We start from the raw sequence: 15,195 nt of genomic DNA, 5'->3' as shown, positions 1-15,195 counted from the left end.
TCCTCAGAGGAGACGGGACCTTATGACAGCCACCTCACCCACCACCCCCAAGAACAAAGCCGTCCGATCAGATCTCCCCGCCGACCTCCCCGCCGACCTCTCCGCCTCCGTAGCCGTCTTCCTGATCGCGCTGCCGCTCTCCCTCGGCATCGCCCTCGCCACCGGGGCCCCGCTCCAGGCGGGACTGGTCGCCGCGGCGGTCGGCGGAATCGTGGCCGGGCGGCTCGGCGGGGCTCCGCTCCAGGTGAGCGGGCCCGCCGCCGGACTCACCGTCGTCACCGCCGAGTTGATCCAGCACTACGGCTGGCGCACCACCTGCGCCATCACCGTGCTCGCCGGGCTGTGCCAGCTCGGCCTCGCCTTCCTGCGGACCGCCCGGTCGGCACTCATGGTGAGCCCGGCCATCGTGCACGGGATGCTGGCGGGCATCGGCGTGACCATCGCGCTGGCCCAGCTGCACATCGTGCTCGGCGGTACCCCGCAGAGCTCCGCCGTGGCCAACGTCGTCGGGCTGCCAGGCCAGTTGGCCGACCTGCACCCGGCCGCGCTCGGCGTCAGCGTGCTGACGCTGGTCGTCCTGCTCGGCTGGCCCCGGCTGCCCGGGCGGGCGGGCGGCGCCCTGCGCAAGGTGCCGGCCGCGCTCGCCGCCGTCGCCACGGCCACGGCCTTCGCCACACTCGCCGGGCTCACCCTGCCCCGCGTGGACCTGCCGTCCTGGCGCAGCCACGCCCTGCCCGAGCTGCCGCAGGGGCCGCTCCTCGGCATCATCGCCGCCGTACTGACCATCACCCTGGTCGGGAGCGTCGAGTCCCTGCTGTCCGCGGTCGCGACCGACAAACTGATCGGCTCCGAGCGGAGTTCGGCCGGCCGGCCGCCGCGCGCCGACCTCAACCGGGAACTGCGGGGCCAGGGCGCGGCGAACATCGTCTCGGGGGCCCTCGGCGGGCTGCCCGTCACGGGCGTGGCCGTCCGCAGCGTGGCGAACGTCAAGGCCGGTGCGACCAGCCGCAGGTCGGCGATGCTCCACGGATTCTGGGTGCTGCTCGCGGCCGGCCTGCTGGTCCCGGTCCTCGACCTGATCCCGCTCGCCGCGCTGGCCGCCCTGGTGATGGCCGTGGGCGTGCAGATGGTCAGCATCACGCACCTGCGCAGCGTCACCCGGCACGGCGAGGTCCTGGTCTACGGCACGACCATCGCGGCCGTGGTGCTCGGCGGGGTCCTGGAGGGCGTCGCCATCGGCATCGCGGTGGCCGTCGCCCTGGCCCTGCACCGCCTCGCCCGGACCCGGATCACGCTGGAGAAGCAGGACAGCGGGGTCCACCGGGTGTGGGCGCGCGGGCAGTTGACCTTCCTCGCGGTACCCCGGCTGAGCCGGGTGCTGAACCAGATTCCGCACGACGCGCCCGCGGTGGTGGAGCTGGACGGTTCGTTCATGGACCACGCGGCGTACGAAACCCTCCAGGACTGGCAGGACTCCCATCGTGCGCACGGGGGTTCGGTGGAGGTCACCGGCCGCTCCGGAGCCCGCACCTCGGAGGGCGACTGGCGGCCCGCCCCACGCGGAACACACCAGTGCTGCCGGCCCTGGACCCCGTGGCAGAACCACTGCGACCACCGGCCCGCGCACGCCCGTACGGCCGCTGCCCCGGCCCAGGCCCAGGCCCAGGCCCCGGCCTCCGCGGCGACGGCAGCACAGGCGGCGGCAGCGGCGGAACACCCCGCACCCGCACCCCTGCGCCGCGGAGCCGGCCAGCTGGCGAACGGAATCGGCACCTTCCAGCGGGACACCGCCCCGCTCGTGCGCGACGAGCTGGCCCGGCTGGCCCGCGAGGGGCAGCGGCCCTCGCAGCTCTTCCTCACCTGCGCGGACTCCCGCCTGGTGACCAGCATGATCACGGCCAGCGGCCCGGGCGACCTGTTCACGGTCCGCAATGTCGGCAATCTGGTCCCACTGCCGGGAGCCGAGTCCACGGACGACTCGGTCGCGGCGGCCATCGAGTACGCCGTGGACGTGCTCAAGGTGGACAGCATCACGGTCTGCGGGCACTCGGGCTGCGGGGCGATGCAGGCCCTGCTCAACTCCTCGCCCACGACCCCCATGACCCCGCTGCGCCGCTGGCTGCGGCACGGACTGCCGAGCCTGGAGCGGATGGGCAGCCGCCACCACGCCTGGGCCCGGATCGCCGGCCGGCTGCCGGCGGATGCCGTGGAGCAGCTCTGCCTGACCAATGTGGTGCAGCAGCTGGAGCACCTGCGGGCCCACGAGTCGGTGGCCCGGCGCCTTGCCGAGGGCACCCTGGAGCTGCACGGGATGTACTTCCACGTAGGTGAGGCGCAGGCGTACCTGCTCTCCGAAGGCGAGGACTTCTTCGACTGCCGGGTCTTCGACAGCGTCGGCCAGAACGCCTGAACCGCGGTGTCGATGAACCGATAGCCTCCCGTATCCGTGGAATCGTTTGGCCCCTTCCTGCACCCTGCGGCGGGAAGGGGCCATTCCTGCGCCGTTCGCGTGGCCCGCACACGCGCCCAGACGTGCTATAGGTCTAAACCAATTCTCGGCTACCCCTTGTCACCTGGGCCGCTGACTGATGAGCTATGCCCGGGGACACAACGGACACCCTGGGAAAGGGAGATGTCGTGAGCAATGAGAGCCTGGCCAATCTGCTCAAGGAGGAGCGGCGGTTCGCACCGCCTGCCGATCTGGCCGCCGCTGCCAACGTGACACAGGCTGCGTACACACAGGCCGACGCGGACCGGCTGGGCTTCTGGGCCGAGCAGGCGCGGCGGCTGACCTGGGCCACCGAGCCGACCGAGACGCTCGACTGGAGCAACCCGCCCTTCGCGAAGTGGTTCGCGGACGGCAAGCTGAACGTCGCGTACAACTGCGTGGACCGCCACGTCGAGGCCGGCAACGGCGACCGCGTCGCCCTCCACTTCGAGGGCGAGCCCGGCGACAGCCGCGCGATCACCTACGCCGAGCTCAAGGACGAGGTCTCCAAGGCCGCCAACGCCCTGACCGAGCTGGGTGTCGTGGCCGGCGACCGCGTCGCCGTGTACCTGCCGATGATCCCCGAGGCGGTCGTCGCGATGCTCGCGTGCGCCCGCGTCGGCGCCGCGCACTCCGTGGTCTTCGGCGGCTTCTCGGCCGACGCCGTCGCCTCCCGCATCCAGGACGCCGACGCCAAGCTGGTCATCACCGCCGACGGCGGCTACCGCCGCGGCAAGCCCAGCGCCCTCAAGCCCGCCATCGACGAGGCCGTCGCCAAGTGCCCGCAGGTCGAGCACGTCCTCGTCGTACGCCGCACCGGCCAGGACACCGCCTTCACCGAGGGCCGCGACGTCTGGTGGCACGACGTGGTCGGCCGCCAGTCCGCCGAGCACACCCCGCAGGCCTTCGACGCGGAGCACCCGCTCTTCATCCTCTACACCTCGGGGACCACGGGTAAGCCGAAGGGCATCCTGCACACCTCGGGCGGCTACCTCACGCAGGCCGCGTACACCCACCACGCGGTCTTCGACCTGAAGCCGGAGACCGACGTCTACTGGTGCACCGCCGACATCGGCTGGGTGACCGGGCACTCGTACATCGTCTACGGGCCGCTCGCCAACGGCGCCACCCAGGTGATGTACGAGGGCACGCCGGACACCCCGCACCAGGGCCGGTTCTGGGAGGTCGTGCAGAAGTACGGCGTCACCATCCTCTACACGGCGCCCACGGCCATCCGTACGTTCATGAAGTGGGGCGACGACATCCCGGCGAAGTTCGACCTGTCGAGCCTGCGCGTGCTGGGCTCGGTCGGCGAGCCGATCAACCCCGAGGCCTGGATCTGGTACCGCAAGCACATCGGCGGCGACCGCTGCCCGATCGTGGACACCTGGTGGCAGACCGAGACCGGCGCGATGATGATCTCCCCGCTGCCGGGTGTCACCGAGACCAAGCCGGGCTCCGCCCAGCGCGCGCTGCCCGGAATCTCCGCCACCGTCGTGGACGACGAGGCGAACGAGGTCCCGAACGGCGGAGGCGGCTACCTGGTCCTCACCGAGCCGTGGCCGTCGATGCTGCGCACCATCTGGGGCGACGACCAGCGGTTCCTCGACACCTACTGGTCGCGCTTCGAGGGCAAGTACTTCGCGGGCGACGGCGCCAAGAAGGACGAGGACGGCGACATCTGGCTGCTCGGCCGGGTGGACGACGTGATGCTGGTATCCGGCCACAACATCTCGACCACCGAGGTGGAGTCGGCGCTCGTGTCGCACCCCGCGGTCGCCGAGGCGGCCGTGGTCGGCGCCAACGACGAGACCACGGGCCAGGCCATCGTGGCCTTCGTCATCCTGCGCGGCAGCGCCTCCGAGACCGACACCCTGGTCGGGGAGCTCCGCAACCACGTGGGCGCCACGCTCGGCCCGATCGCCAAGCCGAAGCGGATCCTGCCGGTCCAGGAGCTGCCGAAGACCCGCTCGGGCAAGATCATGCGCCGCCTGCTGCGCGACGTGGCAGAGAACCGCGCCGTCGGCGACGTCACCACGCTCGCCGACTCCTCCGTCATGGACCTGATCCAGAGCAAGCTGCCGGCCGCCGGCAGCGAGGACTGACGCCCCGCCCCCTGGCCCGCGAGGACACGTACGGGCCGGGGGCGGAAGGGCGGGAAGGGGCATTCGGCGCGCCGCGCCGGATGCCCCTTTCGCGCTTAAAGTGATGTTCGCCGGATACGCCCTCGCACACGCCCTGTAACATATTGAAAGCGTAAATAAAGATCACAGGGTGCGCCGGGAAGTCTGGTCGGCAACTGCATTGTCATGCCGTCGACCAACCGGAGGTTCCCCCGTGGCCGCGCCCACCCCCACCGACAACAAGGGCCGCAAGCTGTTCGGCCTGCTCTCGCTGCCCGAGCGCCGTTTCGTCGCCGACGCACTGCGCACCGAGACCGTCGGTGGCGTGCTCCTGCTGGTGGCCGCGATCGCCGCCCTGACCTGGGCGAACATCCCCGCCCTCGCGGACAGCTACGACAACGTCCGGTCCTTCCACATAGGCCCGGCCTCCCTGGGCCTGGACCTCTCGCTCCAGCACTGGGCGGCCGACGGCCTGCTCGCCGTCTTCTTCTTCGTCGCCGGCATCGAGCTCAAGCGCGAACTCGTCGCGGGCGATCTGCGCGACGCCAAGGCCGCCGCCCTCCCGGTGATCGCCGCGCTCTGCGGCATGGCCGTACCCGCGCTGGTCTACGTACTCGTCAACACCCTCGGCAGCGGCTCGATGAACGGCTGGGCGGTCCCGACCGCCACCGACATCGCCTTCGCCCTCGCCGTCCTCGCGGTCATCGGCACCTCGCTGCCCTCCGCGCTGCGCGCCTTCCTGCTGACCCTCGCCGTCGTCGACGACCTCTTCGCGATCCTGATCATCGCGGTGTTCTTCACCAGCGAGATCGACTTCCTGGCGCTCGGCGGCGCCGTCGTGGGCCTGGCGCTCTTCTGGTTCCTGCTGCGCAAGAACGTCCACGGCTGGTACGTCTACCTTCCGCTCGCCCTGGTCATCTGGGGCCTGATGTACAACAGCGGGGTCCACGCCACCATCGCCGGCGTCGCCATGGGCCTGATGCTGCGCTGCTCCCGCAAGGAGGGCGAGGAGCACTCCCCCGGCGAGCACATCGAGCACCTGGTCCGGCCGATTTCCGCGGGCCTGGCCGTGCCCTTGTTCGCCCTCTTCTCCGCCGGGGTCTCCCTCTCCGACGAGGCCATCGCCCAGGTCTTCACCCGCCCCGAGACCCTCGGCGTGGTCCTCGGCCTGGTCGTCGGCAAGACGGTGGGCATCTTCGGCGGCACCTGGCTCGCGGCCCGCTTCACCAAGGCCGAGCTCAACGAGGACCTCGCCTGGCCCGACGTACTCGCCGTGGCCTCGCTCGCGGGCATCGGCTTTACCGTCTCCCTCCTGATCGGCGAACTCGCCTTCGCCGGTGACCCCGTCCTCACCGACGAGGTCAAGGCCGCCGTCCTGATCGGCTCCCTCATCGCCGCCGTGGCCGCGGGCGTCATGCTCAAGCTCCGCAACCGCACGTACAGGGCGCTCATCGACGCCGAGGAGCGGGACGATGACCTCGACGGCATCCCGGACATCTACGAGGAGCACAACCCGGATTACCACCTCCGGATGGCGAAGATCTACGAGGACAGGGCCGCGGAGCACCGCCGCAAGGCCGAAGTGGCGACCGCGGCGGGGGCCGAAGCGGCGGCCGGGTCCAGCAGTGACGCCGGTCGTCCGGCATGATCTGACTGACGACTGACTGACGACGCAGGACAGCCGCCGACGCAGACGACAGCAGACGACAGAGGGAGAGAGCGATGAGCGCAGTGGACCAAGGGGCGCAGGGAGCCGAGCGCACACTCGGCCAGCTGGTCGCCTCGGCCACCGCCGAGATGTCCGCCCTGGTGCACGACGAGATCGCCCTCGCCAAGGCGGAGATCCGCCAGGACGTCAAGCGCGCGGGCATCGGAAGCGCCGCCATCATCGTCGCAGGAGTGTTCGCCCTCTTCTCCCTGCCGGTGCTGAGCTTCGCCGCGGCCTACGGGATCCACAACCTCGGGCTCGGGCTCGCCTGGTCCTTCCTCATCGTCGGCTCGGCGTTCCTGCTGCTCGCGGGCCTGCTGGCGCTGATCGCGGTGAAGAAGTTCAAGAAGGTCAAGCCGCCGGAGAAGACCATCGCCTCCGTCAAGCAGACCGCGGCGCTCGTCGGAACCGTCAAGCCGCACCCGCGGCCGGTGAGTGACCAGGCTGTGGGTGTGGCACGCTCGTCCTCATGACAGCGTCCACCCCGGATCCCGGCACTCCCCCCACCGCCGCCACGGCGGTACGGCTCGACCTCCCCGGCGGCCGGGCGGTGACGCACCGCGATGTCGCGGCCAACGGCGCCCGGTTCCACGTAGCCGAGGTCGGTGACGGGCCGCTGGTGCTGCTCCTGCACGGTTTCCCGCAGTTCTGGTGGACGTGGCGGCACCAGCTGACCGCGCTCGCCGATGCCGGGTACCGGGCGGTCGCGATGGACCTGCGCGGTGTCGGCGGCAGCGACCGCACGCCCCGCGGCTACGACCCCGCCAATCTGGCCCTGGACGTCACCGGGGTCATCCGGTCTCTCGGCGAGCCGGACGCCGCCCTCGTCGGGCACGACCTCGGCGGGTACCTCGCGTGGACGGCGGCCGTGATGCGGCCCAAGCTGGTGCGTCGGCTCGTGGTCTCGTCCATGCCGCACCCGCGCCGCTGGCGCTCGGCGATGCTGTCGGACTTCGGCCAGACGCGGGCGAGTTCGCACATCTGGGGCTTCCAGCGGCCGTTCGTCCCGGAGCGGCAGCTCGTCGCCGACGACGGGGCGCTCGTGGGGCAGCTGATCCGGGACTGGTCCGGGCCGCGGCTGCCCGAGGACGAGGACCTGACCGTGTACCAGCGGGCGATGTGCATCCCGTCGACGGCGCACTGCTCGGTCGAGCCGTACCGCTGGATGATGCGGTCCATGGCGCGGCCCGACGGCCTCCAGTTCAACCGGCGGATGAAGCGGCCGGTGCGGGTCCCGACGCTGCACCTGCACGGCTCGCTCGACCCGGTGATGCGCACGCGGAGCGCGGCCGGCTCCGGTCAGTACGTCGAAGCCCCGTACCGCTGGCGGCTGTTCGACGGCCTCGGGCACTTCCCGCACGAGGAGGACCCGGCGGCCTTCTCGACCGAGCTGGTCAACTGGCTGAAGGATCCCGAGCCGGACCGCTGACGGTCCGCCAGGCCCGCCCGCACGCCTGTCTTACAAACATTCAATTGCCCGGCGCATAGGCCAATTGGCCGCCCTGGACGGGGTTACCGACCTTGGGGCCCGGGCACAGCTCGGAGTATGAGCTGGACGCACGACTACGGTGACACCGCACACGAACACCGCCCGGCGACTGACCCGGGCACCCACGAGAGGGCGGGCCGCCACGGCCACGACCCACGACTCGGGATCCCCCGCATCCTGCGCCGCCGGGCCCGCTGGGTCTCGGCACGCCTGCGCCATCCGCGGACGTAGACCGCGCGGAGACCGACTTCCCGGCCGTACGGGCCCCCGTGCCCGTACGGCTCAGAGGGCGCAGCCCTGGCTGTCGACCCGGCGGTCGGCGGTCTTCCCGATCCGGATGTCGTCGCGGATCTCGTCGGCCGTCAGCACGTAGCCGGTGTTCGGGTCGTCGAGGGACTTGGCGAAGACGACCCCGTACACCTTGCCGTCGGGCGTCAGCAGCGGACCGCCGGAGTTGCCCTGACGGACCGTCGCGTACAGCGAGTAGACGTCCCGTCGGACCGTGCCCCGGTGGTAGATGTCCGGGCCGTTGGCGTTGATCCGGCCGCGCACACGGGCCGGACGGACGTCGTACCCACCGTTCTCGGGGAAGCCGGCGACGATCGCGTCGCTGCCGCTCACCGCGTCCTTGTCGGCGAACTCCAGCGGCTGCGCCTTCAGCTTGGGCACGTCCAGGACGGCGATGTCGCGCGCCCAGTCGTAGAGCACGACCTTCGCGTCGTACAGCTTGCCCTCGCCGCCGATCTGTACGGTCGGCTCGCCGACCCCGCCCACGACGTGCGCGTTGGTCATGACCTTGCCCGGGGCGAAGACGAAGCCGGTGCCCTCCAGCACTTTGCTGCAACTGGGCGCGGTGCCGACGACCTTCACGATCGAGCGCTTGGCCTGCTCGCTGACGGGGCTGCTGGCCAGCGCCGGGTCGGGCGCCTTCACCTCGGTGATGGGCTCGTTGGAGAACGGGTTGAAGACCTGGGGGAAGCCGTTGCGGGCGAGCGTGGAACTGAAGTCCGAGAACCAGGTGTTCGCCTGGGCGGGCAGGACCCGCGACACGCCGAGCAGCACCTTGGAGTTGCGGACCTCCTTGCCCAGCGTGGGCAGCGAGGTCTGGGCGAGCAGGGAACCGATCAGCCAGGCCACCAGCAGCATGGCGACCACATTGACCAGGGCCCCGCCGGTGGCGTCGACCGCGCGCGCCGGTGACCAGGTGATCTGGCGGCGGAGCTTGCTGCCGAGGTGGGTGGTCAGGGCCTGGCCGATCGAGGCACAGATGATGATCACGACCACGGCGATGACGACGGCCGTGGAGGACGCCTGCGTTCCTTTGTCCGTCACCCGGTCCCAGATCAGCGGGAGCAGGGACACGGCGATGAGGCCGCCGCCGAGGAAGCCGATCACCGACAGGATGCCGACGACGAAGCCCTGGCGGTAGCCGATGATCGCGAACCATACGGCGGCGAGCAGCAACAAGATGTCCAGCACGTTCACGTGGGTCACCGTCTCACGAGCGCCAGTCGAGCGGGACCTGGCGTGAGCGGTCCCACGGGACCTCCCAGCCCGCGAAGTGCAGCAGACGGTCGATGACCCCGGCGGTGAAACCCCAGACCAGGGCCGATTCGACGGTGAAAGCGGGGCCGTGGTGGCCGCTCGGGTGGATCGCGGTGACACGGTGCCCGGGGTCGGTGAGATCGGCCACGGGCACCGTGAACACCCGGGCGGTCTCCGCCGGGTCCACGGCGCCGACCGGGCTGGGGGCCCGCCACCAGCCGAGGACCGGGGTCACGACGAACTCGCTGACCGGGATGTAGAGGCGGGGCAGCACCCCGAAGAGCTGCACACCGGCGGGGTCCAGCCCCGTCTCCTCCTCGGCCTCGCGCAGCGCGGCGCGCAGCGGGCCGGTGGTGTGCGGGTCGCCGTCCTCCGGGTCGAGGGCGCCGCCGGGGAAGGAGGGCTGGCCGGCGTGCGAGCGCAGGCTCCCGGCCCGCTCCATCAGCAGCAGCTCGGGGCCGCGGGGGCCCTCGCCGAAGAGGATGAGGACGGCGGACTGCCGCCCGCGGCCGTCCTCGGGCGGCAGGAAGCGGCTGAGCTGGGCCGGGCGGACGGTCCGCGCGGCCTCCACGACCGGGTCGAGCCACCCGGGCAGGCCCTGCGTGCTGAGGGCGGTGCTGCCGCCCGTGCCCGCGCGGGCCTCCGTACGCGCGCCGGCGCCGTTTGCGTCGGCACGGTGCACGTCGGCGCCGTCCGCGTCGGCGCCGTCCGCGCCGGCGTCATGTGGGCCCGCGTCGTACTGGCCCCCGTCGTGCTGGCCCCCGTCGTGCTGGCCCCCGTCGTGCTGGCCCGCTTCGGCCACCGGTCGGTTCTGCGTCGCCCCAGTCATAGGCACCCCTGTCCGTGTTCCCCCACACCGCAAACGCGGTCCGGGTACCGATTCGTTCCTACGGCCGCGCCTGCGGGCCGCCCAGCGGCTGGGCCGGGAGGCCGGGATAGTCGGCGGGCGGGGTCAGCCGCTGGCCGGGCTGGCCGCCCTTCTCGTACTTGAGCAGCTTCTTCGCCTTCTCCGGGTCGGTCTCGCCCTCCCCGTACGCCGGGCAGAGCGGGGCGATCGGGCAGACCCCGCAGGCGGGCTTGCGCGCATGGCAGATCCGGCGGCCGTGGAAGACGACGCGGTGCGAGAGCATCGTCCACTCGCTCTTGGGGAAGATCGCGCAGATCTCCGCCTCGACCTTCTCCGGGTCCTCCTGCTCGGTCCACTTCCACCGGCGGACCAGCCGGCCGAAGTGCGTGTCCACGGTGATGCCCGGGACACCGAAGGCGTTGCCGAGGACCACGTTCGCCGTCTTGCGGCCCACTCCGGGCAGGGTGACCAGGTCCTCGATGCGCCCCGGAACCTCCCCGCCGAACCGGTCCCGCAGGGCCTGCGAGAGGCCGAGCAGGGACCTGGACTTCGCCCGGAAGAACCCGGTCGGCCGGATCAGCTCCTCCAGGTCCTCGGGAGCGGCCGCGGCCATGTCCTCGGGGGTCGGGTAGGCGGCGAAGAGCGCCGGGGTCGTCTGGTTCACGCGCAGGTCGGTGGTCTGCGCGGACAGCACGGTCGCGACCAGCAGCTCGAAGGGATTGCGGAAGTCGAGCTCCGGATGGGCGTACGGATAGATCTCGGCCAGTTCCCGGTTGATGCGGCGGGCCCTGCGCACCATGGCCAGGTGGGATTCCGGCTTCGGCACCTTCGGTTTCTTGGCCGAAGCTTTGCCCTCGGGGCGGGGCGGGGCCTTCGTGGACACCTTCACGGGGGCTTGTTCGCCCACGGCTGAATCGGGGGGTCCTGTCACTCCCGTGGACCCCTTGGCCTGTGCTCTCACCGGCTTATTGGACACCCGGCCAGCCTAAGGCCGGCCGCTGACACCCGCCCGGACCTCAGGTAACACCACTCCGATTGGCCTCTCGCCGCACAGCACACCCGTACGTCCGGCATCCTTGTGATTGATCGCACTGTTTGAGCCGTCCGGCAAAATGGGGAGCACGGTCCCCTGAGCAGGTCGACATAGGAGAGAGACTCGTGGACGACGTTCTGCGGCGCGCCCCGCTCTTCGCGGCGCTCGATGACGAGCAGGCCGCGGAGCTCCGCGCCTCCATGGGCGAGGTGACCCTCGCACGCGGTGACGCCCTGTTCCACGAGGGCGACCCCGGTGACCGGCTGTATGTCGTGACCGAGGGCAAGGTGAAGCTGCACCGCACCTCCCCCGACGGCCGCGAGAACATGCTGGCCGTCCTCGGCCCCGGCGAGCTGATCGGCGAGCTGTCGCTCTTCGACCCGGGCCCGCGCACCGCCACCGCCACCGCCCTGACCGAGGTCAAGCTCCTCGGCCTCGGGCACGGTGACCTGCAGCCGTGGCTGAACGCCCGGCCCGAGGTCGCGACCGCGCTGCTGCGCGCCGTCGCCCGGCGCCTGCGCAAGACCAACGACCAGATGTCCGACCTGGTCTTCTCCGACGTTCCCGGCCGTGTGGCGCGGGCGCTCCTCGACCTGTCGCGCCGCTTCGGCGTGCAGTCGGAGGAGGGCATCCACGTGGTGCACGACCTGACGCAGGAGGAGCTCGCGCAGCTCGTCGGCGCCTCCCGCGAGACCGTGAACAAGGCCCTGGCCGACTTCGCGGGGCGCGGCTGGCTCCGTCTTGAGGCTCGCGCCGTGATCCTGCTGGATGTGGAGCGGCTCGCGAAGCGGTCTCGCTGACGCTGGTCTTAGCCGTTGAGGGGTCCTGCCGACTGGCAGGGCCCCTTCTGCGTTTCCGGGTGCGGCGCCGTTGCGGGGGCTCTGCCCCCGAACCCCCGCGCCTCAAACGCCGGCGGGGCTGAGTTTCGCCGAGGCGGGGCCGAGTTTGGCCTGGGCGGGGCTGAGTTTGGCCGAGGCCGGGCCGGAGTGTGCACAGTGGGCGTATGGAGCGCAGAGGCCTGGACGCGCAGGGGTACTTCGAGCGGGAGGGGTCCCTCGGGCGGGTGCAGGAGGGGTTCAGGGGCGTCGTGGCGGCCGCGCGGGAGCGGATCGGCGAGGCGTACGGGCAGCGGCTGCACAGCGCGTACCTGTACGGGTCCGTGCCGCGCGGGACGGCCCGGCCCGGCCGCTCCGACCTCGACCTGCTGGTCGTCCTGCACCGCGAGCCCTCCGCTGAGGACCGGGACACCGCCGAGGTGCTGGCGGACGGGCTCGACGAGGAGTTCCCGGAGATCGACGGGGTCGGCATCCTGCTCCACGACAAGGCCACCGTGCTCAGCGAGGAGGAGCGGTACGACTTCGGCTGGTTCCTGGCCTGCCTGTGCACCCCGCTGCTCGGCGCCGACCTGGCCGAGCACCTGCCGCGCTACCGTCCCGACAGCCTGCTCGCCCGCGAGACCAACGGGGACCTGGCGCTCCTGCTGCCCCGCTGGCGGGACAGGGTGCGGGAGGCGTCGGCGCCGGACGAGTACCGCGTGCTGAGCCGCGCCTTCGCACGGCGCCTCGTGCGCACCGGATTCACGCTGGTGATGCCGCTCTGGGGCGGCTGGACCAGCGATCTCGCCGAGTCCGCGGAGATCTTCGGCCGGTACTACCCGCAGCGCGCCGCGCAGCTGCGGGACGCGGCCGCCGTGGCCCTGGACCCGGTCGCCGACCCGGAGGTGCTGCGCGAGTACACCGAGGACCTGGGTCCGTGGCTGGCGCGGGAGTACGCGGCCCGGCACGGCGTGAAGAGGCCGCGCACGGAGCCCTCGTAGAGCCTCGTAGGGCCCTCGGACCGCCCTGGGGCGGCCTCAGACGGGCTCAGGCGGCCTCAGACGGCCTCGGTGACCGCGATGGCCTCCACGGCCTGCTTGGCCTCCGCGAGGCCCGCGCCGGTGCTCTGCCGGTAGACCTTGATGGCCTCGATCTTGCGGCCGTCGCGCAGGAGGGCCCGTACGTCGTCCGTCACGGGATGCTCCGGCTCCTCGATGCCGAAGTGCTCCAGCACCAGGCCCAGGCGCCGCTCCAGGCGGTCCGCCCTGGTTTCCAGGGCCTTCATCCGCAGGGACACCGTGGAGGTGATCCAGCCGGCCGTGGCGATCAGTGCGAGCAGCAGGAAGAGCGTGGTCATTCGGGTCCCCCGGGAATCAGTCCGTGATCTTGAAGATACTCGAGCTGCGCCCGTACGGACCATTCCGCGGCAGGCCACAGGGAGCGGTCCACGTCCGCGTAGACCTGGGCGACGACCGCCCGGGGGGTGACGAAGCCGTTCTCCACGGCCGTCTCGACCTGCGCGAGGCGGTGCGCGCGGTGGGCCAGGTAGAACTCGACGACGCCCTGTGCGTCCTCCAGGACCGGCCCGTGCCCCGGCAGGACGGTGTGCACCCCGTCGTCGACGGTGAGCGAGCGCAGGCGGCGCAGGGAGTCCAGGTAGTCGCCGAGGCGGCCGTCGGGATGCGCGACGACGGTGGTGCCCCGGCCCAGGATCGTGTCGCCGGTGAGGACGGCCCGGTCGGCGGGGAGGTGGAAGCAGAGCGAGTCGGAGGTGTGGCCGGGGGTCGGGACGACGCGCAGCTCCAGCCCGCCGGTGCGGATCACGTCCCCGGCGGCCAGGCCCTCGTCGCCGAGGCGCAGGGCCGGGTCCAGGGCGCGCACCTTGGTGCCGGTGAGCTCGGCGAACCGGCCGGCGCCCTCGGCGTGGTCCGGGTGGCCGTGGGTGAGCAGGGTGAGGGCGATCCGCTTGCCCTCCCGCTCGGCGGCGGCGATGACCGCCCGCAGGTGTACTTCGTCCAGCGGGCCGGGGTCGATGACGACGGCCAGGTCGGAGCCGGGCTCGGAGACGATCCAGGTGTTGGTGCCGTCCAGGGTCATGGGGGAGGCGTTGGGGGCCAGCACGTTGACCGCGCGGGCGGTGGCCGGCCCGGAGGTGACCACGCCCCGGGGCTGTCCGGGGAGTGCGGCGGCGTCGGTCATGCGGGGCCTCCGGGGCGGACGCGCTTGGTGAACTCGTCGTGGCCCGGCCAGCTGAGCACCAGCTCGCCGTCCTCCAGCGTGGCCTGGGCCAGGACCGGGGTGAGGTCCTGCGCCGTGGCCCCGGTGAGGGCCTCGGCGGCGCTGCCGTACGGCTCCAGGGAGCGCAGCGTGGCGATGGTGGGCGGCATCATCAGCAGCTCGCCCTTGTCGTAGCCGTCGGCCGCGTCGGCCGGGCGGATCCAAACGGTCCGGTCGGCCTCGGTGGAGGCGTTGCGGGTGCGCTGGCCCTCGGGGAGGGCGGCGACGAAGAACCAGGTGTCGTAGCGGCGGGGCTCGAACTCCGGGGTGATCCAGCGCGCCCACGCCCCGAGCAGGTCGGAGCGCAGCCGCAGCCCGCGGCGGTCGAGGAGCTCGGCGAAGGACAGCTCCCGGGCCACGAGGGCCTGCCGGTCGGCCTCCCAGTCGTCACCGGTGGTGTCGCCGACGACGGTGTCCGGGCTCTCGCCGGCGAGCAGGACGCCCGCCTCCTCGAAGGTCTCGCGGACGGCCCCGCACACGATGGCCTGCGCCACGCCCGGATCCGTACCGAGCCGCGCGGCCCACTCCTGCCGCGAGGGCCCGGCCCAGCCCACCTGGTGTTCCTCGTCGCGGGGGTCGACCCCGCCGCCGGGGTAGGCGTACGCGCCTCCGGCGAAGGCCATGGAGGCCCGCCTGCGCAGCATGTGGACGGCCGGTCCGGCGGGGGTGTCGCGCAGCAGCATCACGGTGGCGGCGCGCCGGGGATCCACCGGGGTGAGGGAACCGTCCGCGAGCGCGCGGATGCGGTCGGGCCACTCCGGCGGGTACCACTGGCCTCCGGCGGGGGGCTGTTGCTGACCGTGCTGACCATTCGACATGGCGGGATGCTACGGCCATCCGGCCCGATGTTCGAGGGTCACCCGGCGCGGG

General features: G+C 72.1%; 13 protein-coding genes. 7 read left to right on the top strand and 6 right to left on the bottom strand.

What is annotated here, in order from left to right:
- Positions 1–22: 22 nt before the first annotated feature.
- The 5 genes from OG447_RS08775 to OG447_RS08755 all read left to right on the top strand — a co-directional run bounded on the left by OG447_RS08775 (position 23) and on the right by OG447_RS08755 (position 7,748).
- Positions 23–2,410, top strand: a complete 2,388-nt coding sequence (locus OG447_RS08775; protein ID WP_266935906.1) for a SulP family inorganic anion transporter — start codon at positions 23–25, stop codon at positions 2,408–2,410.
- Positions 2,411–2,595: 185 nt separating this feature from the next.
- A complete protein-coding gene (gene acs / locus OG447_RS08770; RefSeq protein ID WP_266935905.1) occupies positions 2,596–4,593 on the top strand; it encodes an acetate--CoA ligase in 1,998 nt (665 codons plus the stop codon).
- A 232-nt stretch (positions 4,594–4,825) separates the two neighbouring features.
- A complete protein-coding gene (gene nhaA / locus OG447_RS08765) occupies positions 4,826–6,259 on the top strand; it encodes a Na+/H+ antiporter NhaA (RefSeq protein ID WP_266935904.1) in 1,434 nt (477 codons plus the stop codon).
- A gap of 74 nt (positions 6,260–6,333) precedes the next feature.
- The gene (locus tag OG447_RS08760) at positions 6,334–6,792 is read left to right on the top strand and encodes a phage holin family protein (RefSeq protein WP_266935903.1); all 459 of its coding nucleotides are present in this window, start codon (positions 6,334–6,336) and stop codon (positions 6,790–6,792) included.
- Positions 6,789–7,748: an alpha/beta fold hydrolase gene (locus OG447_RS08755; protein ID WP_266935902.1), complete on the top strand. Its 960-nt coding sequence runs from the start codon at positions 6,789–6,791 to the stop codon at positions 7,746–7,748. The genes OG447_RS08760 and OG447_RS08755 overlap by 4 nt, the downstream gene beginning before the upstream one ends.
- Before the next feature lie 342 nt (positions 7,749–8,090).
- On the opposite strand, the gene OG447_RS08750 is transcribed toward OG447_RS08755, so the two are convergent.
- The 3 genes from OG447_RS08750 to nth form a co-directional block, all read right to left on the bottom strand.
- On the bottom strand, positions 8,091–9,293 hold the full coding sequence (locus OG447_RS08750) for a MarP family serine protease (protein ID WP_266935901.1): 1,203 nt from the start codon (positions 9,291–9,293) through the stop codon (positions 8,091–8,093).
- Between the two features lie 13 nt (positions 9,294–9,306).
- Positions 9,307–9,948, bottom strand: coding sequence for a CoA pyrophosphatase (locus OG447_RS08745; RefSeq protein ID WP_266938808.1), 642 nt, complete (start codon positions 9,946–9,948; stop codon positions 9,307–9,309).
- A 292-nt stretch (positions 9,949–10,240) separates the two neighbouring features.
- Positions 10,241–11,026 carry an endonuclease III gene (gene nth / locus OG447_RS08740; RefSeq protein ID WP_266935900.1) on the bottom strand — a complete coding sequence of 262 codons (786 nt, stop codon included), beginning with the start codon at positions 11,024–11,026 and terminating at the stop codon, positions 10,241–10,243.
- Between the two features lie 332 nt (positions 11,027–11,358).
- On the opposite strand from nth, the gene OG447_RS08735 reads away from it, so the two are divergent.
- Both OG447_RS08735 and OG447_RS08730 read left to right on the top strand, forming a co-directional pair.
- Complete coding sequence (locus OG447_RS08735) at positions 11,359–12,033, top strand: Crp/Fnr family transcriptional regulator (protein WP_003981529.1); 675 nt, start codon at positions 11,359–11,361, stop codon at positions 12,031–12,033.
- A 203-nt stretch (positions 12,034–12,236) separates the two neighbouring features.
- Complete coding sequence (locus OG447_RS08730) at positions 12,237–13,049, top strand: nucleotidyltransferase domain-containing protein (RefSeq protein WP_266935899.1); 813 nt, start codon at positions 12,237–12,239, stop codon at positions 13,047–13,049.
- A gap of 56 nt (positions 13,050–13,105) precedes the next feature.
- Here OG447_RS08730 and OG447_RS08725 read toward each other — a convergent pair whose 3' ends face one another.
- From OG447_RS08725 to OG447_RS08715, 3 genes are read right to left on the bottom strand one after another with little or no spacing between them, the layout of a single operon-like run.
- Positions 13,106–13,405, bottom strand: coding sequence for a ribosomal protein L7/L12 (locus OG447_RS08725; protein WP_266935898.1), 300 nt, complete (start codon positions 13,403–13,405; stop codon positions 13,106–13,108).
- The gene (locus tag OG447_RS08720; RefSeq protein ID WP_266935897.1) at positions 13,402–14,247 is read right to left on the bottom strand and encodes an MBL fold metallo-hydrolase; all 846 of its coding nucleotides are present in this window, start codon (positions 14,245–14,247) and stop codon (positions 13,402–13,404) included. The genes OG447_RS08725 and OG447_RS08720 overlap by 4 nt, the downstream gene beginning before the upstream one ends.
- Positions 14,244–15,143 carry an NUDIX hydrolase gene (locus OG447_RS08715; RefSeq protein WP_266935896.1) on the bottom strand — a complete coding sequence of 300 codons (900 nt, stop codon included), beginning with the start codon at positions 15,141–15,143 and terminating at the stop codon, positions 14,244–14,246. Before OG447_RS08715 ends, OG447_RS08720 begins: the two co-directional genes overlap by 4 nt.
- Positions 15,144–15,195 lie beyond the last annotated feature (52 nt).

Source organism: Streptomyces sp. NBC_01408 (assembly GCF_026340255.1).
Taxonomy (GTDB): Bacteria; Actinomycetota; Actinomycetes; order Streptomycetales; family Streptomycetaceae; genus Streptomyces.
Note: the sequence above shows the minus strand (reverse complement) of the source record. Positions and strands in the feature narration are given on the sequence as shown.

Bases quoted from the DNA above. Each gene is read 5' to 3' on its own strand.
- OG447_RS08775 (WP_266935906.1), top strand. From the start codon at position 23: ATGACAGCCACCTCACCCACCACCCCCAAGAACAAAGCCGTCCGATCA.
- acs (WP_266935905.1), top strand. From the start codon at position 2,596: ATGCCCGGGGACACAACGGACACCCTGGGAAAGGGAGATGTCGTGAGC.
- OG447_RS08760 (WP_266935903.1), top strand. From the start codon at position 6,334: ATGAGCGCAGTGGACCAAGGGGCGCAGGGAGCCGAGCGCACACTCGGC.
- OG447_RS08755 (WP_266935902.1), top strand. From the start codon at position 6,789: ATGACAGCGTCCACCCCGGATCCCGGCACTCCCCCCACCGCCGCCACG.
- OG447_RS08730 (WP_266935899.1), top strand. From the start codon at position 12,237: ATGGAGCGCAGAGGCCTGGACGCGCAGGGGTACTTCGAGCGGGAGGGG.
- OG447_RS08725 (WP_266935898.1), bottom strand. From the start codon at position 13,405: ATGACCACGCTCTTCCTGCTGCTCGCACTGATCGCCACGGCCGGCTGG.
- OG447_RS08720 (WP_266935897.1), bottom strand. From the start codon at position 14,247: ATGACCGACGCCGCCGCACTCCCCGGACAGCCCCGGGGCGTGGTCACC.
- OG447_RS08715 (WP_266935896.1), bottom strand. From the start codon at position 15,143: ATGTCGAATGGTCAGCACGGTCAGCAACAGCCCCCCGCCGGAGGCCAG.